20 protein-coding genes and 1 pseudogene are annotated in these 22,441 nt (G+C 44.9%); 4 read left to right on the top strand and 17 right to left on the bottom strand.

All coding sequences use genetic code 11. The annotated features are described in order from the left end of the window. Window positions 1–27: 27 nt before the first annotated feature. Complete coding sequence (locus tag BMX69_RS02710) at window positions 28–1,005, top strand: DUF4349 domain-containing protein (protein ID WP_054789805.1); 978 nt, start codon at window positions 28–30, stop codon at window positions 1,003–1,005. Window positions 1,006–1,074: 69 nt separating this feature from the next. Here BMX69_RS02710 and BMX69_RS02705 read toward each other — a convergent pair whose 3' ends face one another. The 11 genes from BMX69_RS02705 to BMX69_RS02655 all read right to left on the bottom strand — a co-directional run bounded on the left by BMX69_RS02705 (window position 1,075) and on the right by BMX69_RS02655 (window position 12,872). Continuing rightward, window positions 1,075–2,367 carry an O-antigen polymerase gene (locus BMX69_RS02705; protein WP_100041500.1) on the bottom strand — a complete coding sequence of 431 codons (1,293 nt, stop codon included), beginning with the start codon at window positions 2,365–2,367 and terminating at the stop codon, window positions 1,075–1,077. A gap of 99 nt (window positions 2,368–2,466) precedes the next feature. Further along, window positions 2,467–4,182: a phosphoenolpyruvate--protein phosphotransferase gene (gene ptsP / locus BMX69_RS02700; RefSeq protein WP_025232050.1), complete on the bottom strand. Its 1,716-nt coding sequence runs from the start codon at window positions 4,180–4,182 to the stop codon at window positions 2,467–2,469. Window positions 4,183–4,216: 34 nt separating this feature from the next. Further along, on the bottom strand, window positions 4,217–4,480 hold the full coding sequence (locus BMX69_RS02695) for an HPr family phosphocarrier protein (RefSeq protein WP_025232049.1): 264 nt from the start codon (window positions 4,478–4,480) through the stop codon (window positions 4,217–4,219). Window positions 4,481–4,517: 37 nt separating this feature from the next. Then, the gene (locus tag BMX69_RS02690) at window positions 4,518–5,822 is read right to left on the bottom strand and encodes a CdaR family protein (protein WP_100041499.1); all 1,305 of its coding nucleotides are present in this window, start codon (window positions 5,820–5,822) and stop codon (window positions 4,518–4,520) included. Then, window positions 5,800–6,672 (bottom strand): diadenylate cyclase CdaA, encoded by an 873-nt coding sequence (gene cdaA / locus BMX69_RS02685; RefSeq protein ID WP_100043749.1) that lies wholly within the window; start codon window positions 6,670–6,672, stop codon window positions 5,800–5,802. The genes BMX69_RS02690 and cdaA overlap by 23 nt, the downstream gene beginning before the upstream one ends. Window positions 6,673–6,695: 23 nt before the next feature. Continuing rightward, window positions 6,696–7,643 carry a hypothetical protein gene (locus BMX69_RS02680; protein ID WP_054789801.1) on the bottom strand — a complete coding sequence of 316 codons (948 nt, stop codon included), beginning with the start codon at window positions 7,641–7,643 and terminating at the stop codon, window positions 6,696–6,698. Next, entirely contained in the window at window positions 7,640–8,068 is a 429-nt protein-coding gene (locus BMX69_RS02675) for a hypothetical protein (RefSeq protein WP_100041498.1), read from the bottom strand. The genes BMX69_RS02680 and BMX69_RS02675 overlap by 4 nt, the downstream gene beginning before the upstream one ends. Window positions 8,069–8,257: 189 nt before the next feature. Beyond that, complete coding sequence (locus tag BMX69_RS02670; protein ID WP_100041497.1) at window positions 8,258–9,469, bottom strand: ABC transporter permease; 1,212 nt, start codon at window positions 9,467–9,469, stop codon at window positions 8,258–8,260. A 14-nt stretch (window positions 9,470–9,483) separates the two neighbouring features. Continuing rightward, window positions 9,484–10,692 carry an ABC transporter permease gene (locus tag BMX69_RS02665; protein WP_100041496.1) on the bottom strand — a complete coding sequence of 403 codons (1,209 nt, stop codon included), beginning with the start codon at window positions 10,690–10,692 and terminating at the stop codon, window positions 9,484–9,486. Continuing rightward, window positions 10,686–11,477 (bottom strand): ABC transporter ATP-binding protein, encoded by a 792-nt coding sequence (locus BMX69_RS02660; RefSeq protein ID WP_054789800.1) that lies wholly within the window; start codon window positions 11,475–11,477, stop codon window positions 10,686–10,688. Before BMX69_RS02660 ends, BMX69_RS02665 begins: the two co-directional genes overlap by 7 nt. A 12-nt stretch (window positions 11,478–11,489) precedes the next feature. Beyond that, window positions 11,490–12,872 carry an efflux RND transporter periplasmic adaptor subunit gene (locus BMX69_RS02655; RefSeq protein WP_100041495.1) on the bottom strand — a complete coding sequence of 461 codons (1,383 nt, stop codon included), beginning with the start codon at window positions 12,870–12,872 and terminating at the stop codon, window positions 11,490–11,492. Window positions 12,873–13,148: 276 nt separating this feature from the next. Here BMX69_RS02655 and BMX69_RS02650 point away from each other — a divergent pair, with 276 nt between their 5' ends. Beyond that, complete coding sequence (locus BMX69_RS02650; protein ID WP_054789797.1) at window positions 13,149–13,802, top strand: superoxide dismutase; 654 nt, start codon at window positions 13,149–13,151, stop codon at window positions 13,800–13,802. Between the two features lie 343 nt (window positions 13,803–14,145). Next, window positions 14,146–14,980 (top strand): annotated as a pseudogene (larE, locus tag BMX69_RS25075) (ATP-dependent sacrificial sulfur transferase LarE). A gap of 160 nt (window positions 14,981–15,140) precedes the next feature. Here the strand turns inward: larE and BMX69_RS02640 are convergent. Beyond that, window positions 15,141–15,533 carry a pyridoxamine 5'-phosphate oxidase family protein gene (locus BMX69_RS02640; RefSeq protein WP_025232031.1) on the bottom strand — a complete coding sequence of 131 codons (393 nt, stop codon included), beginning with the start codon at window positions 15,531–15,533 and terminating at the stop codon, window positions 15,141–15,143. A gap of 143 nt (window positions 15,534–15,676) precedes the next feature. On the opposite strand from BMX69_RS02640, the gene BMX69_RS02635 reads away from it, so the two are divergent. After that, a complete protein-coding gene (locus tag BMX69_RS02635; protein ID WP_054789796.1) occupies window positions 15,677–16,099 on the top strand; it encodes a winged helix-turn-helix transcriptional regulator in 423 nt (140 codons plus the stop codon). Between the two features lie 99 nt (window positions 16,100–16,198). Here the strand turns inward: BMX69_RS02635 and BMX69_RS02630 are convergent, their stop codons facing one another. From BMX69_RS02630 to BMX69_RS02610, 5 genes are all read right to left on the bottom strand, one after another. After that, a complete protein-coding gene (locus BMX69_RS02630; protein ID WP_100041494.1) occupies window positions 16,199–17,371 on the bottom strand; it encodes an efflux RND transporter periplasmic adaptor subunit in 1,173 nt (390 codons plus the stop codon). 26 nt (window positions 17,372–17,397) lie between these two features. Beyond that, window positions 17,398–18,078 (bottom strand): efflux RND transporter periplasmic adaptor subunit, encoded by a 681-nt coding sequence (locus tag BMX69_RS02625; protein ID WP_100041493.1) that lies wholly within the window; start codon window positions 18,076–18,078, stop codon window positions 17,398–17,400. A gap of 19 nt (window positions 18,079–18,097) precedes the next feature. Then, the gene (locus BMX69_RS02620) at window positions 18,098–19,933 is read right to left on the bottom strand and encodes an ABC transporter ATP-binding protein (RefSeq protein ID WP_100041492.1); all 1,836 of its coding nucleotides are present in this window, start codon (window positions 19,931–19,933) and stop codon (window positions 18,098–18,100) included. After that, window positions 19,930–21,660 (bottom strand): ABC transporter ATP-binding protein, encoded by a 1,731-nt coding sequence (locus BMX69_RS02615; RefSeq protein WP_330387596.1) that lies wholly within the window; start codon window positions 21,658–21,660, stop codon window positions 19,930–19,932. Before BMX69_RS02615 ends, BMX69_RS02620 begins: the two co-directional genes overlap by 4 nt. 107 nt (window positions 21,661–21,767) lie before the next feature. Continuing rightward, entirely contained in the window at window positions 21,768–22,256 is a 489-nt protein-coding gene (locus tag BMX69_RS02610; RefSeq protein WP_054789792.1) for a MarR family winged helix-turn-helix transcriptional regulator, read from the bottom strand. Window positions 22,257–22,441: the final 185 nt, after the last annotated feature.

Genomic DNA, 22,441 nt, shown 5'->3' with positions numbered 1-22,441 from the left:
AAATATGCTGATAAAAGGAGGGGTTCAATGAGAATAAGAAAATGGGGATTTATTCCGTCTCTTCTGTTCGTTCTCTGCTTAAGTGCATGCTCAAGCAAGTCCGCAACAATGGCCCAGAACACCGCATCAGATTATGGGGTTGCTATGCCTGCAGAGATAAATGACTCGGTTAGCGCAGACAGCCAGTACGAAAATGAGACGGGGGAAAAGTCGGTAACATCACTGGCAAGCGAAACCGGAGGCGGACAGATGCTTCCGGCTGGAAGAAAGCTTATACGGAACATATCCATGAACGTGGAAACAAATGAGTTTGAAACACTACTGTCAAACCTGCAGTCCAAAATCACACAGCTTGGCGGATATGTGGAACAGTCCGACATGTCAGGCAGCCGCCAGGACCGCATGGGAAGTCCAAGTCCAAGATTTGCCAATATGACAGTCCGGGTTCCCGTAAACCAAATTGACAGCTTTATCGATACAGTAGAAACAAACGGAAATGTCACGAATAAATCCGAATCCACCCAGGATGTTACGCTGCAGTACAGCGATCTGGAAAGCAGAAAGAAGTCTCTGGAAATAGAGCAGGAAAAGCTGTGGGAATTCCTTGAAAAGGCGGAATCAATTGATACGGTCATCACCCTTCAGCAGAGGCTTTCTGAGATACGCTATCAGTTGGAATCCATGGAATCCCAGCTTAAGCTTTACGACAATCAGGTGGATTACAGTACGGTTTCTCTCAGTATCACGGAAGTCACCACATTTACTCCCATTGCCCCGGAATCAGCCGGTACCCGCATTAGTAATGGATTTACAAGCAATCTTAAGCTTTTTAAGAATGTCGTGTTAAACCTTACGATCGGTATCATTACTACCATTCCATTCTGGTTCCCCATAGCAGCCGCCGCCTCTGCCATTATCTTCTTCCGCAGGCGAAGAAAGAAAATACTCCCTCCCATTGCTCTTACCAAGGAGGAGAAAGAACCTTCCGGCACACCCAAAGTTTGACTTCAAATCATACCAAATAAAAAAAGCTCCCGGATTTTTTCCAGGAGCTTTTTTTATTTGTCATCTACGTCATCCATGTCTTCCATTGTTCTTCCACGAACAGAAAACGAATAAAAACCCTGTCATCACAAAATAAAACCAGGTGGAGGGATTGCTGAACCAGGTCGTGAAAAAAGAAAGGATCATATACATGGCAAATTGGGCATAGAACAGATAGCCGATGGGATTTCGGATACGCTTTACCATCCTCACCAGGAAAAACGCAACTCCGCCAAGAATACATCCAAAAAGAAGGACACCCACGATTCCAAAATCATAAAAGGAATCATAAAACAGGGTAACCGTAGTCAATTCCTCTTTTGTCACATAGATGGGAAAATCCACAAGAGCCGGGACAAGGAATTTAAGCCCTGTAAGCGCCCATAAAGGAAAGAGCATCCGAAGACCAAAGGTATGGGACGGAAGCCACTCCACCAGACAGTTGAAATTGTCGTAGTTGTTCGCAATGTACATATAAGGCTGGGTGATAAATATGGGCATCTGGCTGTTTTTCATCTGAAATATGCCGTTTAAATAGGAGACATCATGGCCTCTTGCAATGGTGAGAATCACATAAATGGGGATCATACCGATCGCCAGGCCCACCCCATAAGCGATCTTCAGCCTGTGCTCCATCGCAATATAGGTGAGAACTGCCAATCCCACAGAAAGGATCAGCTGGAACCTGGACACACATAAAATCGGAATCAAACATGCGATAACGTCCATAAGTATGGCCAGAATCAGCCTTAAGCCGTTTCTCCCTTGTTCTATGCAAAAATAAAGGACCGACAGCGCAGGCACCAGCACACAGGATACCGTGAAATAATGAATTCCTGTTATATGGAACGCAGAGTAAGCATGGGGCACTCCTTTTACAAAGAAGGGGATGAATCCCAGCACCGCCGCCTCAACGATAAAACCGGCAAGGGATACAAAGGTGACAAAAACCATAGATAGAAACAGAGGCCTTTCATAGCCTTTAAAACTGAACCAGCTGGAACGCTGCCCTCCTGATTCTCCCTGCAGCTTTGCAAAAAATTCAAAGGTGACCCAAAATCCCAGGAATGCTACCAGAAAGCAGAGCCACGTAATAATATTCCAGTCAAAAGAAAGCTCTGAGAGCTTAAAACAGGCGATGCCTTCTCCTCCTACCCAGAACAGAGAAAACAATCCCCTCAAATGAATGATATTCTCGGTTCGGCAGTAATCCCGCCAATACAGGAAAAGAGCGGCCAGTATTAATATAATACCAGACAGCCAGTAGAAACCTGCTCTTGCAAATAAAAAAGACGCTCCATAGCTGATCAGATAAACACTCATCACAAAATATCCCCTTTTGCAAATAATAGAAACGCCGTCTTATATGGAAAAAGGCAGCCGCCGCCCTAGCGACAGCCGCACTTCCCCTTTGGTCGTCCATTATATATGACTAATAAACTCTCTCATGTAATCTTCTACCTCTTTTACAGTGGAATAGGACATTGCCTTTTCTGCCACTGCCTGTAAATCCTTAATGCTGTAACCGGTGATCAGCTTTCTGGCGTTTAAGATAGCCGACGCACTCATGCTGAATTCATTTAAGCCAAATGCCAGAAGCAGAGGGATGATCATGGGATCGCTGGCAGCTTCCCCGCACATTCCAACCATAATCCCTTCTCTGCGTCCGCATTCAATGACATGGCGGATGCTTCTTAATACTGCAGGATTTAACGGGGAATATAAGTAGGATACCTTATCATTTCCCCTGTCCACGGACATGGTGTACTGGGTCAGGTCATTGGTTCCGATGCTGAAGAAATCAACTTCCTTTGCAAATGCATCCGCCATCAAAGAAGCAGCAGCCGTCTCCACCATGATTCCTACCTGAATGTCCTTTTTATATGCTATTCCCTTTTCATCAAATTCTTTCTTAAGCTCCTCGACAAGTGCCTTTGCTTCCCTGAACTCTTCCAGACAGGTCACCATGGGAACCATGATGCGGATGTTGCCGAACGCGCTGGCTCTTAAAAGGGCCCGCAGCTGAGGCTTATACACATCTTCCTTCCGGTCCAGGCAGAAACGGATCGCTCTGTATCCTAAAAATGGATTTTCGTCCTTTTCAAGGCCCATGTATGGGATTTCCTTGTCTCCACCGATATCCAGAGTCCGGATAATCACGGGCTTGCCGTTCATAGCAACCGCAACCTTCCGGTAAGCTTCAAACTGCTCGTCCTCTGTTGGCATTGATGTACGGTCCATAAACAAAAATTCCGTACGGAACAGTCCGATTCCTTCCCCATCATAATGTAGAACCTTTTCCACATCCTCAGGCTTTCCGATATTGGCTACCAATTCAATGGTCGTGCCATCCTTTGTCACAGTAGGCTTTCCGATGTATTGCTCCAGTTCCTTCTTTTCCTTTAAAAAGGCTTCTCTTTTTACGGAATACTCCGCTTTTAACGAATCTTCCGGCTTTACGATGACAATTCCCTGAGAACCATCCAGTATCATATCATCTCCATCGGATACCTGGCCTAAAAATCCCTCAATGGCAACCACTGCAGGAATTTCCAAGGCTCTTGCAAGAATTGCACTGTGGGATGTCTTTCCTCCCAGTTCTGTGACAATACCTACTACCTTTTCCGGATTGATCCCGGCTGTCATGGAAGGTGTTAAATCTCTTGCTACAATCACACTTCCTTCCGGCAGAGCGGAAATATCCACAGAGCTTACCCCCATAAGTATCTTCTGCACACGGGTTTTGATATCGTGCATGTCCGTTGCTCTCTGCTGCATGAGCTCGTCTCCCATAGAAGCAAACATATCGGCATAAGTATTGCATACATTTTCAACCGCATATTCGCTGTTAACCTTCTCCCCTGTTATGGAATTTTCGATCTCACCTGTGAGCATTGGATCGGAAAGGAGCAATAAATGACCATTTAAAATCTCCGCTTCCTTCTCTCCCACTTTAGTTGCCAGATCCTGTGCCAGAAGGCCTGTCTCTTCCATGGCCTGTTTGACTGCTGCCTGAAAGCGGGCCTTTTCAGCCTCCGGATCCGTTATTGCCTCTTTCCTGATCTTAAGTTCTGCTTCTTCCACGTTAACGGCCTTCCCAATACCGATTCCCGCAGATGCACTTGTTCCTTTAAACATAATTAGCCTCCTTATTAATTACTGGATCATTAATCTATTCGCCAAGACCCTCTTCAACAGCCTTGACCATGGTTGCCAGAGCTTCCTCCTCATCTGCTCCCTCACAGACAAAAGTAATCTCATCCCCGCTTTTTACGCAGGCACCCAATACGCTAAGCACGCTTTTCGCATTGGCGGTGGTGTTCTTAAATCGAAAACTCACCGAAGAATTAAAGTTCATGGCTTCCTTACAAAGAATCCCCGCCGGCCTTAGGTGCAGGCCGGTAGGATTCTTTATAACAACTTTAGCACTAACCATACTGAATTCCCTCCCTCCATTCCTTCATCAAACGTTCTCATTGTGACTCAGGCACTTCCGCAGAAGTGGCTGTAGTACTTTCATCCGTTCCGGGTCCAGGATTCTTATGGGTTACCGTCACATTGAAAGGTGTATAACCAACCACTTCCAATCCTCCTGAAACCTCAAATGTCACCATTCCGGCATGAGGGCCAGCCTCCTGGTCCGTTACGTCAAGAACTGCATTCAAGTTCGTTTCCGTCAATGCATCCAAATCTGCTTTGAGCCCTTTTACCGTAACATCAGAAGTTTCTTTATCAAAACTGTAATCGTAATCAGCTTCTGCACCTTTTTTATCCAGATTCTTCAGTTTTAAAGTGAATACCCTGGTAGTCAATGGTTCTACCTTCAGCTTCACGGTTACATTCTTATATTCTTCCCCTGCAATAGAGGTGTTTGGCGGCAGATACTGGCTTAAATCCAGCTGAACCACCTTATCAGAGGTGGCACCGTCAATATTCAGCTTATCAGAAGAAACAGATAAGCTGGTCAGGGAGGCAAGAAGGGAATTCGTACCTACCACCGGCACGGATTTAAAGTTAGATTCCAATCCCGTATACCGGTATCCTTTTGCCACTTCCCCTGAAACCTCGAAGTTGATCGTAAGATTTTTTGCCTTTAGCACAGATACCGTATATTCGATCTCATGCCTGTTAACAGTTACCTTATTTTCCAGTTCCGGCATCTTGTTGCCGTTGGCATCGTAAAAGACCGGATTAGCCACTCCCTTTATATCCGCATTGGCATTATCCACATCGATTTCGATTCCCATATGGTTGATCTGGCCGATCTGGGATTCGGGACCTTCCACTGTCACATAATCCGGTGAAAGGGTGATCATTCCCAATTCATACCCGTCCTCCTGGTTTCCTTTGGTCTGAACCTGAAGATCAAACTTCTTGCGCTGAAGCTCTTCCGTTCTGATTCGGATCACCATTGGTTTAGCCGTAATGGCATCGCTCTTTACAAGGTTTTCTTTATCTTTATTAATCTCCACCGTGATCGGAATGGCTCCAGTCACGTTATAATCCTTTAAATCTACATAGGCATGAAAGTCCGAAGCCCTCAAGAGGGAACGGTCTCTTGTTCTCACCTGATAACTGATTGTTACCGAATCCTTTCCCACAATTTCATAGGTTAAATTGGAAGCCTCCAGCACATCCTCATTGAGCACCTCGACCGTAACTATCTGGGAATCGTCAATGATGGGATTGGAAATGTTGACAACAGCCATCCATACTGCAAAGGCTAGCACCAGAGAGGCAACTTTCAGTCCAAGATTATTTAACAGCTTTTCCTTCATTCTTACGCCTTCCCTTCAAAATCCTGAATCTGCTTCCTTCCTCTTGCGCCTGTTTTACACCTGCAAGAACAGACCGGAGCATATCAGCATCCGCAATCTTCCTAAGGCCGCCTTCCAGAGCCACCGTCACACGCCCGGTTTCCTCCGATACCACAATGGTAATGCTGTCGCTTACTTCACTGACACCTACTGCGGCCCTGTGTCTTGTACCCAGATCCTTACTGATGCTCATATTATCGGATAGAGGCAGGTAACAGGTAGCCGCTGCAACACGGTTTCCCCGGATTACCACCGCCCCGTCATGAAGCGGTGTATTATGCTCAAAGATGTTGATAATAAGCTGGCTGCTTACAACTCCTCCCACTTCTATTCCCGTTCGTTCGATCTCCTTTAAAGAATCCCCCCGTTCGATGACCATGAGTGCTCCGGTCTTGACCTTTGCCATCTCAAAAGTAGCCTTTACCACCTCGTTGATGGTTTTATCCGTAAAAGCGGAATTATCCCTGCCGTCATCAAATGTGAGAATCCCGGTAAAGGGATTCTTGCTTCCTAACTGCTCCAGAGCCTTCCGAAGCTCCGGCTGAAAGATTACAATCGCCATGGTCACAGCCGGCGTAGCAATTTTATTTAGAATCCAAAAAATATTATCCAGCCGGAATACATATGCAAAGAGATAGAAAAGAAGGATCACAATAATTCCCTTTAATAATGTCCATGCTCTTGTATTCATGATCCAGGTCAGCAGCTCATACAGCAGAACGGCTATGATAATAATTTCAACTAAGTTTGTTTTCGATATTCTGGGCAGGAACGATACCCAGGAGTACATTCCGTCTAAAAAATCTGCTATTGTCTCCACCTCCCTTTATTTTCCTACCTCTGCGGCCTTTGGAGCTTTCTGGCATTGATTTTCTGAACTTTCACGTCAGGCGCGCTGACTGTCAGCTTTGGAACTGCCTTGACGTAATAATAATAATCATCATCTTCAAATTGTACGTATTCTGTCCTGGAATAATCCACTGCAAAGACAAAAAATGTATAAATCCCTGCAATTACGATGGAAAACAGGATTCCTACCAGGAGTCCGATAACCGATACCGATACATCTGCAACGATATCTCCGACAAAAATTACACCAAGCTGTGCAATGGTTCCTGCCACAATGGCAATGATCCAGGAATAATCCATGGATAAGCTACGGGTAACCGCCACCACCACAAGAGAAAGGGCAAACGCCGTAACCATCACAAGCATCAGCTTATTAGACAGCAGAACCTTCATGAGCTGCATGAATTTAACGATTTCATCCACCGACATATCGTTGGTCAGCACTCCTGCATTCTGCTTCACATATAAAAGCGTATAATAAATAAATACACCGCAGCTTACCGGTATCACAGATATGGCGCTCCCTGAAAGCCCTACGATCAAAGGGATCGCATAAGGGATCTTTAACAGGAAAAATACCGGGGTCAGCACCAGCAGATAACTGTCACCCGGCTGGAATCCGTAATAAAGAAGTCCTGCCACCACAATAAAAACAGCCATGACCAGAGTGATCTCAAGGGAAATTCCCGACAGATGGGCTAGCATAAAGCATGCCGCCAGAAAGGAGATGGCTCCATAGGGCAAAAAAGAGCATACCAGAGCCAGTACTAATGGAATGTATGGCACCGTTAGCTTTGTCATAAAGCCAATATTCTTATTCATCAGAGAAAACGCCAGGAGACTGAATAGAAATTTGATCGCAGGCGTTATATAAATTTCAAACCTGGCATAAAACTCTTTCAATCGTTCTTTAAATACAAGAAGGCTCATCATGATGTTCGTCCTCCCTTAGTTCTTTTTAAAGGTCTGGTATTTCCCTCATACCGCTTGTCCAGCCTTTTTAATTTTGCCAAATATACCTTTGTACCACGGCTGGCATATTCGTATCGCTTCATATATACAGCAGCACTGATTCCCAGGTAAATGATCAGTCCAACGAGATAGATCAGTCCAATTCGCATCCCGGCCGCCGTCAGGCCCTTTATCTCCATGGTACCCAGCAACTGTTCCATATCATATAATTCCCATAAAACCAGACATAAAACAAAGCTCAGGGTGTAGCTGAAAAAAGAACGGAACAGCTTACTGCTGATGTAATCACTTTTAAAGTACCGGTTGATGGGAAATATCCTTTTTCCTTCGTGTTTTTCAAACATTGCAAGGCTGGTCATGATCTTTATTTTCTCTTCACTAAGCATATAGTTCCCTCACTAAACCATAAGATATCACCCTATTATATCATAGAACCTTTTACTTTGCGAGCCGTTTACGGAATTTTTATTATTTTATATCATTTCTGGTATTTCATGAAGGATTCCGGCAAAGTCAGAAGCCTGCGGGACGCCGCTGCTATGAATGAAAGAGCGCAGCGGATATGCTGCGCTCTTTTATTCATACCTCAGGGCGTCAATAGGATCTGCCTTTGCCGCCTTGGAAGCAGGATAAATACCAAAAAATAAGCCTACTAAAGCTGAAAATCCCACCGCTACCAGGATGACTGACGGCTTTATGACCACCTTCATGCCAAACAGCGCTCCTCCTGCTAACACAAGCCCCCCGCCGACGCCGACACCCAGGATTCCTCCCAGGGCGGAAAGTATGGCGGATTCCGTTAAAAACTGGATCAAAACATCCTTTGTTTTTGCACCTAAAGCTTTACGGATCCCTATTTCCCGGGTCCGTTCCGTAACGGATACCAGCATGATGTTCATGATTCCGATCCCTCCAACTAATAGGGAGATGGCTGCGATTCCACCTACAGCAGCAGATAAGCCGCCCATTATGGTGTCCGCACTTCCCATTTCACTGGATACCGAATAGAAGGTGACATCTTCCTTATTCCGGTTCTTGGTCTTTGCCAGATAGGAAGTGAACAATTCAGAAAACCCATTCATATCAGTTCCTTCTTTTGCATAGAGACGAAGACCGTAAATGTTGTCATTTGGCCAGGTTAATAAGGAATCCGGTACATATCCGGCCCTGGTAGCGTTGGTTCCCGCCATCATCGCCTCAAAGGGATTTAATTCCTCTCTGTAAACTCCGACTACATTATAATCGTCCGTATTGCCATAAATGGTGGTGCGGAAAGTCTTTCCCACTGCATTTTCCGTGCCAAAAAGCTCTTTTGCTCCCTTTGCCTCCAGTACAACATTATTCTTTCTTCCTTTTACATCGGCTTCGTTTATATTACGGCCATAGATAATATTGATCTTCTGGACCTGAGGATAATTGGAGAAAATACCTTCAAACCGGTACTTGACTTTATTGCGGCCGACAACGGCTTCTGCATTTGTGCTGGCATTGCTGTCTATGTAACTGATTTCATCTCCGAATACTTCTTTTAACCGGTCCATTTCATCAAGAGTAAAGTAGTCGCTATCCCTCATATCCCCGCCGTCCTTTGGCCAGACGTAGACATAGGCAAGAGTTACTCCCGCATTCTTATAGAGATCCGATACCATAAACCGCATGGTATCACCAATGGACACGATGGCAATGACAGACCCAATGCCTATAATGATTCCAAGCATGGTCAGAAAGGACCGCATCTTGTTCGCCTTAATGGCATGAATTGCCATACTCATATTTTCCAGCAGCATGATGTTCTCCCCTCCTATTCATATCTTAATGCTTCAATGGGATCTTTTTTCGCTGCCTTGGAAGCCGGATAAAGACCAAAGAATATGCCCACAAGAGCCGAGAAGCCAACAGCCATGACCACCACAGAAGGCCTGACGACCACAGTCATCTGAAAGGCGGCTCCTCCTGCTTTAACGAGACCTACTCCAAGAAAGATGCCGATAATCCCTCCGCAGGCCGACATAAAAGCAGATTCCGTTAAAAACTGAATCATGATATCTCTTGTCTTCGCGCCCAGGGCCTTTCGGATCCCGATCTCCCTCGTCCGCTCTGTGACAGAAACCATCATGATATTCATGATTCCGATTCCGCCTACCAGCAAAGAGATGGCAGCAATTCCACCTACCGCTGCCGCCATGGCGGAAAGACCGGTATCCACGCTCCCCATTTGCTCTACCACTGACATGGTTCGGATCTCCGATTCCGGACGGCCCTTTAATTTTGCCACGTACCGGGTGAGTTCCGCCAGGAATGCTTTCACATCTACTCCATCCCGGACATAAAAATTTAAGTCTTGAAAATAACCATTAGATTTTGTTAGAACTGTATATGGCAGAAATCCTGACTGTGTCTGCCCGTTTCCCATAAGCATGGCCATCATGGGAGAAATATCCTTATGATAGACTCCCACGACCATATATTCCTGAGTGTCCTTATTTATGGTCATACGGAAGGTTCTGCCGACGCAGTCAGCCGTACCGAACAGCTGTACTGCCCCCTTATCTTCCAGAACCACGTGATTTGCCGCCGCTTTTATATCCGTCGTATTGAGGGCTCTGCCGTAAATAATATCCAGTGGCTGCACATCGGAATAATTGGAGTCAATTCCCTGGAACTGATACTTTACTTTTCTGCGCCCATTGACGGCCTCTGCCTCGGTGCTGGCATCGCTGTCAATATACTGAATTTTATCCTGGTATACTTCCCTGACCCGGTCCATCTCATCCCTGGTAAAATAATCCGTCATGCGGAAATCTGTTACATCCCAGGATACCATGATAACGGCCCGGTTAAAGCCCACATCCTTATAGGCATCGGAAAACAGGTTTCTCATGCTGTCCCCCACTGATACAATAGCAATTACTGCTCCAATACCAATGATGATTCCCAGCATGGTCAAAAAGGACCTCATTTTATTGGATCGTATGGCGTGAAGCGCCATACTCATATTTTCTATCAGCATGGCGCCCCCTCTTTCTCCGTTTTAGCAGTCTCCTCCTGTCCCTGGCTTTGAGGGACATTGGGTAAATCGCTGACCAGCTGTCCATCCCGAAACCGTATGATACGCCCTGCAAATGCAGCAATATTCTCTTCGTGGGTTACCAGCACCACAGTGGCGCCTTCCCGGTGAAGCTGGGAGAACAGCCCCATAATCTCCACGGAGGAAGCGGTATCCAGATTGCCCGTAGGTTCGTCAGCCATAATGAGTGGCGGCTCATTGGCAAGGGCTCTGGCAATGGCTACTCTCTGCCGCTGCCCGCCGGATAGCTCATTGGGCATATGCTCGTATCTTTTTCCAAGGCCAACCCGTTCCAAAAGCATTAAGGCACGTTCTTCCCTTGTTTTTTTGGAAATATGGGCATAAGTCATGGGAAGCTCCACATTCTTTAACGCAGAGGTCCTTGAAATTAGGTTAAAGGACTGGAATACAAATCCTATCTTGCGGTTTCTGATTGCCGATAAGTCATCAGCAGAAAGTTCTGCCGTATCGATGCCGTCTAGATAATAATGTCCCATGGTGGGCCGGTCCAGGCATCCTAAAATATTCATAAGCGTTGATTTTCCCGAGCCGGACTGCCCCATGATGGCAACAAACTCTCCTCGTTTAATGGTTAAATTCACCCGCTTTAAACCAAGTACTTTAATGGATCCGGTATCATAAACCTTCACCACATCCACCAGCTTTATCAAATCTTCCCGAACATTCTCTGTTACGCAATCGGGAAGCTTATCTTTCTTTTTCCACATACTGGCTCCCCCTTACTGAACGGTTGGAATCACGGTTACTGTCATTCCTTCTGTAAGCATGGAGGAGGGAGTATCGATGACCTGCAGCCCTTCTGTTAAGGCCCCTTCTTCCTCTGGAATGACTTCCGCCTGGATGTCACTCTCCACCCCGGTTGTCACCGGAATAAATGATACGGTATTATCCTTTACACAAGCGATCGCTATGCTGCCATCCGGCTGCTGGACAACAGCGGAAATCGGAACAACCCATACATTTTCTGCCTTTCGAAGCTCGATCTTCGCCTTGGCAGTAATGCCTGCAATCAGCCGGGTGTTTTGATCAATAATCCGTATGGTGGTCGGGATGACTCTCTCCGTGGAACCATTTCCCTTCTCCTCACCGGTTGGTGATATGGCGGTTACCTCACCTCTTACGGTTTCACCGCTTAAAATATCGGCGCTGATTTCCACCGGCTGACCGATGGCTACCTTTCCGATGGAATATTCACTGACATTGATCTTCATCTCCAATACATCCAGGTTGTTAATAATGAACATTGGTTTGTCATCGTCGGTTTTATCCGCAAAACGGCCTACCTTGCAGTTCACTCTTACTACGGTTCCTGCAATGGGGCTGGTAACTTTGGTATTCGTAAGCGCTTCCTTCTTCTGTTCCAGTTCAAAGGCCTCTTTCTCGATCTGCAGGGCATATGACTCATTTGCTACAGGTTTTCCGTTCTTTAACGTGTATGTACTTATTTCCCTCTGTGCGTCATTCATGGTATTAGAAGCTGCTTCAAGCTCCACCTGGGAAGCACTTCCACCCTGGTAAAGAGCCAGTGTCCGGTTATAGTTGGCCTTGGCTGTTTCAAAATCCTGCTTTGCCTTTGCATATCCGTTCTCTGCTTCCAGCTGCTTATCCTGATAGGTGCTGACAGCCAGATCATAGGCGTTCTGGGCAATGTCCACTTCTTTTTTTGCGTCCTTGTCATCAAGCAATGCCAGAACCTGCCCTTTTTCTACACTGTCCCCTTCCTTTACCGGAAGCTCCAGGATCTCCGCATGAAGATTGGATACCACTTCTACACTGTCCGTTCCCTGGACGGGGCCGCTGACTGACAGCATATCAACCACCTCTCCTTTGGCCAGTGGTGAAACGGTTACCGGTAATGCTACGCCGCCGCCCCCTGCAAGAACTTTAAAGGCAATAAAAAAGGCCCCAATGGCCGCTGCTCCAATGGTTATGATCTTTCTCTTTTTGCTCCACTTTTTTCTTGAGCCTTTCTTTTTCTTCTTTTTGCCGGTATTTTCCTCTTCCATAAGATTTTCTAACTCTTTATCAAAGGCTTCATCAGACATTTGCTCCATTTCTGCTGCTCCGTCTGTTTCTTCCACTTTGCTCTTAAATCTGTTCATGCCCGTTTCCCTCCTGTGCTTGACACTTCTTTTTTCTTTATTATAGCGGGCTGATATAACTTTTTTAAGTATAAAATTCTTATTATTTTCTAAACTTTTCCATTTTCCGGAACTTCTTCCCGGATGGACACCGAAAACAACGGGGGAAACAAGGAAAGTTATTCACTAATTATCAGACAAACATTAAAATAAAAAAATAACAAATTAGTTTTTACCCTCACATGCTTATATTTTCTGAATATAATTATACAAATGACAGAAATAGGAAACTATCGAATGAACGAGCATTATCCATTTGTAAATCCTCCCCTTCCATATGCTTACGATGCGCTGGAGCCGTGCATCGACGCTCTGACCATGTGTCTCCATCATGACAGGCACTTACAAACCTATGTGAACAACCTTAACGAAACCTTAAAAGACTGTCCGGACCTGCATGACTGGTCACTGGAAAGGCTGCTCTGCAATGTAGACTGTCTAAAAAAAGATATTCGGCGGTCCATTCGGAATAACGGAGGCGGTGTTTTCAATCATATCTTTTATTTTAACGGCATCTCAAACTCCGAAACACGCTGTCAGGCCGGAAAACTCTATGATGCAATTGTGACCGAATTCGGGTGCGTAGAAGCTTTTTTTTATGAGTTTAAAGAAAAGGCACTGTCTGTTTTTGGTTCCGGATATGCATGGCTGACTGTAGACCAAGACTGCAAGCTTCAAATCATAACCACAGCAAATCAGGATACTCCTATTGTCCAAAACCTTTGTCCGGTACTTACTATAGACGTTTGGGAACATGCCTATTACTTAATGCATTACAATGACAGGGAAGCATACATTCAGAACTGGTTCAATGTGGTGGACTGGGAGTGTGCCAATATGCATTACATGGAATGCCTGGAATGCTTTGAATGCAATAAATGCCGGAACTAAGTCCACGGACTCCCTCTTCCCCAGCGGGGACCGAACCTGTTTCCAATAAAAAGCGCCGCATGCCTGGTCAAATAAAAGCCAGGCATGCACGATTTCATCAGCATTTCTCTGGTCCATAGATTGACATATTCTTATGCTTGTAGTAAAATAATGGAAATTCATATCATGAAGGTATGATAGCAATTCTCTCAATAAAAGCAAACGGATGCCATGAAGGTATCTTGCGTGACAGCAGTAACGCAAGTGTCTTTTGGCATCTTTTTTATTTTATGGAGAATAAGAGATTTTATATGGCCGGATCCCAAGCTGCCTAACAGCTCAATAATCAGGAGGATAAAGAATCATGGAAGCAAAACAAAAACACGAAAAACTAAAAGGTTATCTGCAGGATTTAGGAAGTGTGGCAATCGCGTTTTCCAGCGGTGTCGATTCTACGTTCTTATTAAAATGCGCTCATGATGTTTTAGGCAATAAGGTCATAGCCGTTACTGCCCGCTCATGCTCTTTCCCAAAGAGAGAGCTTGACGAAGCAGCCGCTTTTTGCAAAAAAGAAGGGATTGCTCATATCATATGCGATTCCGAAGAACTTGAGATAGACGGGTTTTCTAAAAACCCCACAAACCGCTGTTATCTTTGCAAACAGGAATTACACAAAAATCTGGAAGGTCGCAAAAGAACACGGGATCGCCCATGTCGCCGAAGGCTCTAATATGGATGATAACGGTGACTATCGTCCCGGTTTGATTGCAGTTGCGGAGCTGGACGTAAAAAGCCCTTTGCGCTATGCAGAATTGAGCAAACAAGAAATCCGGCAGCTTTCCAAAGAAATGGAATTGCCGACATGGAATAAGCAATCCTTTGCCTGCCTTTCCTCCCGTTTCCCTTATGGTGAGGAAATTAACATCCCGCGTTTAACAATGATCGATAAAGCAGAGCAGTTTCTTTTAGATATGGGCTTTCACCAGGTGCGGGTCCGCTATCACGGCAAGCTTGCGCGAATCGAAACCGACGCGGATGGATTCTCTATCATGCTTTCCCCTGACAACCGCGAAAAAATCCATTGCGCGTTTAAAGAAATTGGATTTACATATATTACCCTGGATTTATTGGGCTACCGTACCGGGAGTATGAACGAAATGCTTAAAGACGATATAATAGAAGCCGGTAAGCATATGTGATTAAAAAACGGTGTTAGTCCAGTCTCCCCAAAAAATCTCCGGAAGCAAAAAAACACCGCCTTGTGCACGCCCGGTCAATTCGCAGTCGGGCATGTGCGTAGCGGTATCTTGGATGGTTCCATTGACCATTAGGCCCCGGCAATGCGGGCAGGTAGTTTCGTTAAAATTGAATGACCTTTGGCTCATCCGTAAACGAAGAAATCGTTGCGGTTGCATTTTTAAGATAAAAAACCTCGGTATTGCCATCATCAGCCCCATAATTTTTCTTAAGAATGGGGTAAGCATCCAGCATATGCTGCCTAGCTTCCACCCTGTCATCCTCAATAGCAGCAGCTTCTATGCGGATCCACTTCCCATCAGCCATACCGGAAATTTCAATTTTCGGGTTGGCATGAATCTGCTTTGATACTTTTTTCACCTTGCCGGTTTGAATATAAAGTTTGTCTTCAAATATGTCCACTGTGCCAAATGGGCGGACCCTTGGCTGGTCGCCATCCATGGTTGCAATATAATATGTTTCACACTTTTTTAAAAATTCATAAACTTCTTTCACTCACTTATCCTCCATGTTCGTAGGGATTGACTGCTGTTTTTCTTTGCTATATAATAGTACGGCAATAAGATATGCTTTACAAGTAGGCATAGGATTATGACATAGTCATAAAAATATGACTATCAGAAAAGGAGCGGAACTTGATGTCTGATAAATTTGATGCAAACAAATTATGTCCCGTAAATGTAACGCAGAATTTATTGATGGGCAAATGGAAATTAACTATTTTATGGATCGTCAGCCGCAAAACAAGACGGTTTGGTGAGCTGCAAAAGCTTATACCCGATGTGTCCCGCGGGGTCCTGGTACAGCAGCTGAAAGAATTGGAACGAGATAATCTCATTCATAGAGAAGTATATAAGGAAGTACCGCCAAAAGTAGAGTATTCCATAACGGGCATTGGAGAGAGCTTTATTCCCGTAATGACTCAAATAATGGAGTGGGGTGCATCATACATAAATAAAACGACCACCTGCAATGTTGATATCTGCATCGCCAATAACTTCCCCTGTTCTAAATGTCATGAAATGTTAAATCTTGAGAAGGATTCCATTGAGGATTTATAATAATTTGTCTATAAACTGGCACCGCTTGTACATGCCCGCTTAACTGGCCAGGCATATACAAGGCGGTGCTTTTCTTATGTTTTTTTACCCGATACCAGTTTACTTTACAGTCAGTACATGAACCTTTTTGCCGTCTTCCAAAGGACTGCTGCTCTGCATTACCACTTCATCCCCTTCGGACAAACCCTGGGATACCTCATAATAAGCGTTCTTTTTCTTCCCCTCTGTGACTGCCGTCTTTACCACAGTTCCACTTGAAACCTTATAAACGAAAGACCCGGAGTCATCGGACTGGATGCACTTTGCCGGAATGTATACAGAAGTGTTTTCCTTATTATCGGCCACCCTTAGATCCGCCGTCATGCCAATATAGCTGACCTTGCTTGCCTCTTCCAGCTGTACGGTCACTGTGAACATCCCTGTGGAAGCATTGCTGACTGCGGATATCTCGGAGATCGTTCCCTGGCAGCTCTCACCCAATGACTGAAGGCTGACATTCATAGGCATTCCTGTTTTCAGCTGGTCAATGTCCATATCGGCCACCTGAATCTTCACCTTCTTTCCGCTGTCGTCAATCACCGCCATGGCCTTAACCTGCGGGGAAACCATTTGACCAACTTCCACATAAACATTTGTTATCATTCCGGATAAGGGTGATGTAACCGTGCAGTCATCGTATTTTTTCTGCACAATATCCAGTGCAGCCCTGGCGCTGTCCATCTGGGCCTTTGTGACCTCATAATTGCCTGTCTGCCCGTTTCTTGCCGCCTGAAGCTGTACGGACGCCGAATCCATCTGCGCCTTGGCACCCTCATATTCTGCCTGGGAAATAGCTCCGCCGGAATATAAGGCTTCCAGCCGGCTAAAATTATCTCTGGCTGTATTAAAGGCAATTTCCGCCGGCCTTACGCTTGTATTTTGCTGGCTTGCCTTCTCTGCATTTTTAAAAGCGGCTTCTGCTGCCTGGTAGCCTGCCTTTGCCTGTTCCAGCTGAAGCCTTGCATCCTGATTATCTACCTGGAACAAAACGTCTCCTGCATTTATATGATCCCCTTGCTTTACCGGGATCTCTAAAATTTTTCCATTGCTGTTTGGCATCACATCAACACTGCTGAGCGCTTCCACGGTTCCCTGCCACACCATGGTGGACAAATCCTTACCTGATTTCGCTACCGCTACGGTTACCTCAGTCTGTTTACTCTCTCCCGCACATCCGGTAAGAAGGCCCACCAGCATTGCCATCGCCATAAAACCTGTGATCAATTTTCTCATCTTTTCCGACCTCCTGTAAGCCCTTTTCATTTCAGATGTATTTTAACAGATGCATTCATCCCAAAAACAAGGGGAAGATCTTCTTCGTTTTCAATCGTCACCTTAATTGGTATCAGCTGCGTCACTTTTGTATATTCCCCGCTGGTGTTAAAGCTCATATTACCGGAAAAATAGGTTTGAGTGGCCGGGTCGATCTCCGTCACCTGCCCCTTAAAGGTTTTTCCGGGATATGCATCGATTTTCACATCCACCCGCTGTCCTAAGTGAACCTTCATGATATCTGTTTCTTCCACATTTACCCCTATGTATAGATTTGAGGTATCGGCTACCTGCGCCAGTTCTGATCCCAGAGCCACCGTCTGATTCACGGCTCCGTCATTTTTTACCACAGTTCCTGCAATGGGGGAACTAATGTAAGGAAGAACCTCCTGCCGCCCCATCACCTGATCCTGCTCTACTAAGTCCCCATTTTCCACATCCCATGATAAAAGCTTGCCACTTGCTACTGCTTTTATGGAATACAGCTTTGCTGTTACTTTTGCATTATCGGTTTTAAAGTAAGAGACACTGGAATCATAGATATAATATCCGACCCCGCATCCGGCAAGCACCAGTATGATCAGCAGGGGAGCTAAGATCTTTTTTAGTTTTCCTGTTCCTGTCTTTATTTCCTGATCCTCAATATTAATATGTTTGTTTTCCTGCATATTTTTTCTCTCCATTCTATTATTGATCTGCAAACTGACTGTGGTACAGATCTGCATAAAATCCTTTCTTTTCCAACAACGATTCATGATTACCCTGTTCTATGATATCGCCGTCCTTCATTACCAGAATCAAGTCTGCATCCCGAATGGTGGAAAGGCGGTGGGCGATTACAAAGCTGGTTCTGCCCTGCATTAATTTACCCATGGCCTTTTGGATCAAGACTTCTGTTCTTGTATCAATGGAACTGGTTGCTTCATCCAGTATCAAGATCTTTGGATCCGCTAAAATCGTCCTGGCAATCGTCAAAAGCTGCTTTTGCCCCTGGGACAGGTTACTGGATTCCTCGTTGATCACCATATGATAGCCACCCGGCAATGACCGGATGAATTCATCACAGTGAGCCGCTTTTGCCGCCTCCATGACTTCTTCATCTGTTTTATCAAAATTTCCATACCGGATATTATCCATTACGGTTGCATTATACAGCCATGTTTCCTGAAGCACCATACCGAACATGGATCGTAAGTACCCTCTTGTAAAGTCAAGGGTGTCATGACCGTCGATCAAAATATGACCGGCATTTAATTCGTAAAATCTCATCAGCAATTTCACCACCGTTGTTTTACCCGCTCCAGTAGGACCTACGATGGCGACCATCTGGCCGGCATTTATGGCGGAAGAGAAATCGTGGATGATCATTGTATTGGGCGAATAACCAAAATTAACGTTTTTAAATTCCACATTTCCCTGGATCTCCTGCAGCTGGATCGGCGCCTCGTTTTCCGGCACCTCATCCTGCTCATCTAAAAACTCAAATACACGCTCAGCAGCTGCTGCTGTGGACTGCAGTGTATTGGATACGTTGGCAATCTGGGAAATGGGCTGCATAAAGGATCTCATGTATTGGATAAATGCCTGAACGTCTCCAATCTCGATTACCTTTTCTACCGTTAGATATCCGCCTAATAAACAGACACCGACATAGCCTAAGTTGCTGACAAAGGTCATGATGGGCATCATCATACCTGATAAAAACTGGGATTTCCAGGCTGATCCATATAATTTGTGGTTGATGGACCGGAATTTTTCAATTGCTTCCTGTTCTCCGTTAAATATCTGAACCACATTATGGCCGCTGTAAATTTCTTCAATATGGCCGTTTAAATATCCAAGGCTCTCCTGCTGCTTCTGGAAATATTTCTGGGATTTCTTTACCACACCCATAATCAGGCCCATGGAAACGAAAAGGACCAAAACAGCCACCAAGGTCATCCGGATGCTGATGGATATCATCATGATCACGATACCCACCAGTGTGGTCACTGAGGTAATGATCTGGGTCAAGCTCTGATTCAATGTCTGGCTCACCGTATCCACATCATTGGTGATCCTTGATAAAATCTCACCATGAGTTCTTGTATCATAATAATTAAGGGGAAGACGGTTCATTTTCTCCGAAATATTTTTCCTGAGCTCATAAGTGACCTTCATGCTGATGCCGGACATGATATAACTCTGCAAGTAAGAAAATGCAGCCGATATCAGATAAAGCACAACCAAAAGCAGCAGACGGTTTCGGATATACCGGAAATCCGTCAATAATCCGGTCCCCGCCGCCCAGGCAATCAGGCCTTCAAACAGCTTTGTCGTGGCCTTTCCTAAAATCTTTGGTCCTGCAATGGAAAATACGGAGGAGCAGCTGGCAAACAGAATTACGATAAATACGGAGTTTTTATATGGCTTTAAATAATCGACCAGGTGCAGCATGGTTCCTTTAAAGTCCTTTGCGCTTTCCGGTTTATGCATTCCGCCTCCTGGGCCCATGGGGGAACTGGATGGTTTTTTCTCTGTCATTTCAATTCCTCCTCGCTAAGCTGTGACAATGCAATCTCCCGGTAAACCTCACAGGTTTTCATCAGCTCCCGGTGAGTTCCTTTTCCGGCAATCCTTCCATGCTCCAAAACAATGATCTGGTCTGCATTCATAATTGTACTGATGCGCTGTGCCACCAAAAAGATCGCGCTGTCACCGGTTTTTTCACGAAGGGCCGCCCGAAGCTTTGCATCTGTTTTAAAATCCAGAGCAGAAAAGCTGTCATCAAATACGTTAACAGGAGCTCTTTTTACAAGTGCCCGGGCAATGGAAAGACGCTGTTTTTGTCCGCCGGATACATTTCCCCCTCCCTGGGCAATGGAGGACTCTAAGCCGTCCGCCTTGGAATTGATAAATTCTGTAGCCTGAGCTGTTTGTGCAGCCTCTTCTATCTGTTCCTTGGTGGCCTTCCGGTCTCCATACATCAGGTTGCTTTCAATTGTCCCTGAAAATAGGATCCCTTTTTGGGGAACAAATCCGATTATCCCCCGTAGTTGGTGAATGGGCCAATCCTTGATATTTATTCCGTCAATCAGGATTTCTCCTGACGTTACATCGTAGAATCTGGGAAGTAAGTTCACTAACGTGCTCTTTCCGCTTCCCGTAGCGCCGATAAATGCCGTAGTACGTCCCGGCATCGCCGTAAACGTAATATTATGTAACACATCCTCATCTGCATCCGGATACCGGAACGATACATCCCGGTATTCCACAACCCCCTTGGGAGATTTAGGAATAACAGCCGCAACCTTGGGATCTGCAATGGAAGGTTCCGTCTGAAGTACTTCAACAACACGCCTGATGGAAACGATCGCTCTCGGGATCATAATAAACATCATGGTCATCATCAAAAATGCCATGATGATCTGCATAACGTACTGCATATAAGCCATCATATCTCCCACCTCCATACGGAAGGAGGATACTGCCTTTGACCCTACCCATATGATCAGTAGATTGGTCAGATTCATAATCAGCATCATGGCCGGCATCATACCGGAGGTGACTCTATTGACAAACAAATTTGTCTCAGTCAGCCTTGCATTCACCTTTTCAAACCGTTTTTCCTCAAAACGCTGGGTGTTAAATGCCCTGATCACCAGCGTTCCTTCCAGGCTTTCTCTTACTACCAGGTTTAATCGGTCAATGAGCTTTTGAACAAATTGAAAACTTGGCATAACAACTGCAAGCATACTGAAAACCACTACTAACAATAACGCCACAGAAAGTGCAATAATCCATGACATTGATTTGTTTTTGTCCAGTGCATGGATCACGCCTCCAACTCCCATGATCGGTGCGTAAAATACAATTCGGATCACCATAACGATCAACTGCTGGATCTGGGTGATATCGTTTGTTGTCCTTGTGATCAGGGAAGAGGTAGAGTATTTCTCCAGCTCTGTATTGGAAAAGCTCTCTATTTTCGTGAAAATGTCCTGGCGCATATCCCGGCTGACACCGGCCGCTATTCTGGCGGCGATGAAACCTACTAAGATCGTACAACAGGCACTAATAAGGGCAATGCCTAACATTTGAAATCCCACTTTCAAAATGTAAGAGGTGTTGCCCGTTGTAATTCCTTTATTTACAATATCAGACATGAAATCAGGAAGTGATAAGTCACAAGTAGCCTGACTATATAACAGTGCTACAGACACTGCTAAAAATAAAATATATGGCTTAAAATACCGAAAAAATATTTTCACATTTATTCCCTCCTTTCCTTTCATCTCTAATACTTTTTTTCAAACGTTTTGTAGATCTGTCTGTCTTTTCTAAATCTGTCTTTATCCTCTGCAATCTACTTTATTCCTCACATATCCTTTTCTTTCATCATTAAATCCACTTCTTTCTCCATTAGATCTGTGAACTTTTTCCACAATTCAATTAATTTACATGCATCCTCTTCTCCCATGCCAATCACTACCCGCTCCAGAAGGTCACTCATACCTCCCGAGCACTTCTTCCATAGAGTTTCTCCATCTTCCGTTAAGGAAACACAGATATTTCTGCGGCTTTTGGGATCTATTTCTCTGTATATCAAGCCCCTTTCCTCCAGAGAATTCAGCATCCGGGATGTTGCCGACAATGCAATATTCATCCTCTTGGCCAAATCAGATACATGAATCCCCTTCTTTTCCGGATTCTCATTCATACCGGTCCATATTTGATGCAGTGCAAAGAATTCGCTGCGCGTGACGCCTTCCGGAATACAGTTTCTATGGAGGCTTTGCTTTCTTCCCATCATCATCGCTAATTCCGTTTTAAACTTCTTTATGTACTCTTCCTGTCCATCCTTCACTATAAAACCCCCCTATTTTCTTCACTTAACAATGTTAACAATTTTCAATGTTTATCATTCTACATCTGATTAAACGATGTGTCAATTATTTTTATTAAGATTTAATATTTTACAGGAGATCATCAAGTGCAATTTTGAGTCAAGATCCATTGGCACGCATCACAAAAATACCGGTGATAACGCCC

Source organism: Lacrimispora sphenoides JCM 1415 (assembly GCF_900105615.1).
GTDB classification, from domain to species: domain Bacteria; phylum Bacillota; class Clostridia; order Lachnospirales; family Lachnospiraceae; genus Lacrimispora; species Lacrimispora sphenoides.
This window is presented reverse-complemented; position numbering and strand designations above follow the sequence as displayed.

Bases quoted from the DNA above. Each gene is read 5' to 3' on its own strand.
- BMX69_RS02705 (WP_100041500.1), bottom strand. From the start codon at position 2,367: ATGAGTGTTTATCTGATCAGCTATGGAGCGTCTTTTTTATTTGCAAGA.
- BMX69_RS02630 (WP_100041494.1), bottom strand. From the start codon at position 17,371: ATGAGAAAATTGATCACAGGTTTTATGGCGATGGCAATGCTGGTGGGC.
- BMX69_RS02655 (WP_100041495.1), bottom strand. From the start codon at position 12,872: ATGAACAGATTTAAGAGCAAAGTGGAAGAAACAGACGGAGCAGCAGAA.
- BMX69_RS02625 (WP_100041493.1), bottom strand. From the start codon at position 18,078: ATGCAGGAAAACAAACATATTAATATTGAGGATCAGGAAATAAAGACA.
- BMX69_RS02710 (WP_054789805.1), top strand. From the start codon at position 28: ATGAGAATAAGAAAATGGGGATTTATTCCGTCTCTTCTGTTCGTTCTC.
- BMX69_RS02675 (WP_100041498.1), bottom strand. From the start codon at position 8,068: ATGCTTAGTGAAGAGAAAATAAAGATCATGACCAGCCTTGCAATGTTT.
- BMX69_RS02670 (WP_100041497.1), bottom strand. From the start codon at position 9,469: ATGCTGCTGGAAAATATGAGTATGGCAATTCATGCCATTAAGGCGAAC.
- BMX69_RS02650 (WP_054789797.1), top strand. From the start codon at position 13,149: ATGAACGAGCATTATCCATTTGTAAATCCTCCCCTTCCATATGCTTAC.
- BMX69_RS02620 (WP_100041492.1), bottom strand. From the start codon at position 19,933: ATGACAGAGAAAAAACCATCCAGTTCCCCCATGGGCCCAGGAGGCGGA.
- BMX69_RS02635 (WP_054789796.1), top strand. From the start codon at position 15,677: ATGTCTGATAAATTTGATGCAAACAAATTATGTCCCGTAAATGTAACG.
- BMX69_RS02665 (WP_100041496.1), bottom strand. From the start codon at position 10,692: ATGCTGATAGAAAATATGAGTATGGCGCTTCACGCCATACGATCCAAT.
- BMX69_RS02690 (WP_100041499.1), bottom strand. From the start codon at position 5,822: ATGAAGGAAAAGCTGTTAAATAATCTTGGACTGAAAGTTGCCTCTCTG.
- BMX69_RS02680 (WP_054789801.1), bottom strand. From the start codon at position 7,643: ATGATGAGCCTTCTTGTATTTAAAGAACGATTGAAAGAGTTTTATGCC.
- BMX69_RS02660 (WP_054789800.1), bottom strand. From the start codon at position 11,477: ATGTGGAAAAAGAAAGATAAGCTTCCCGATTGCGTAACAGAGAATGTT.
- ptsP (WP_025232050.1), bottom strand. From the start codon at position 4,182: ATGTTTAAAGGAACAAGTGCATCTGCGGGAATCGGTATTGGGAAGGCC.
- BMX69_RS02695 (WP_025232049.1), bottom strand. From the start codon at position 4,480: ATGGTTAGTGCTAAAGTTGTTATAAAGAATCCTACCGGCCTGCACCTA.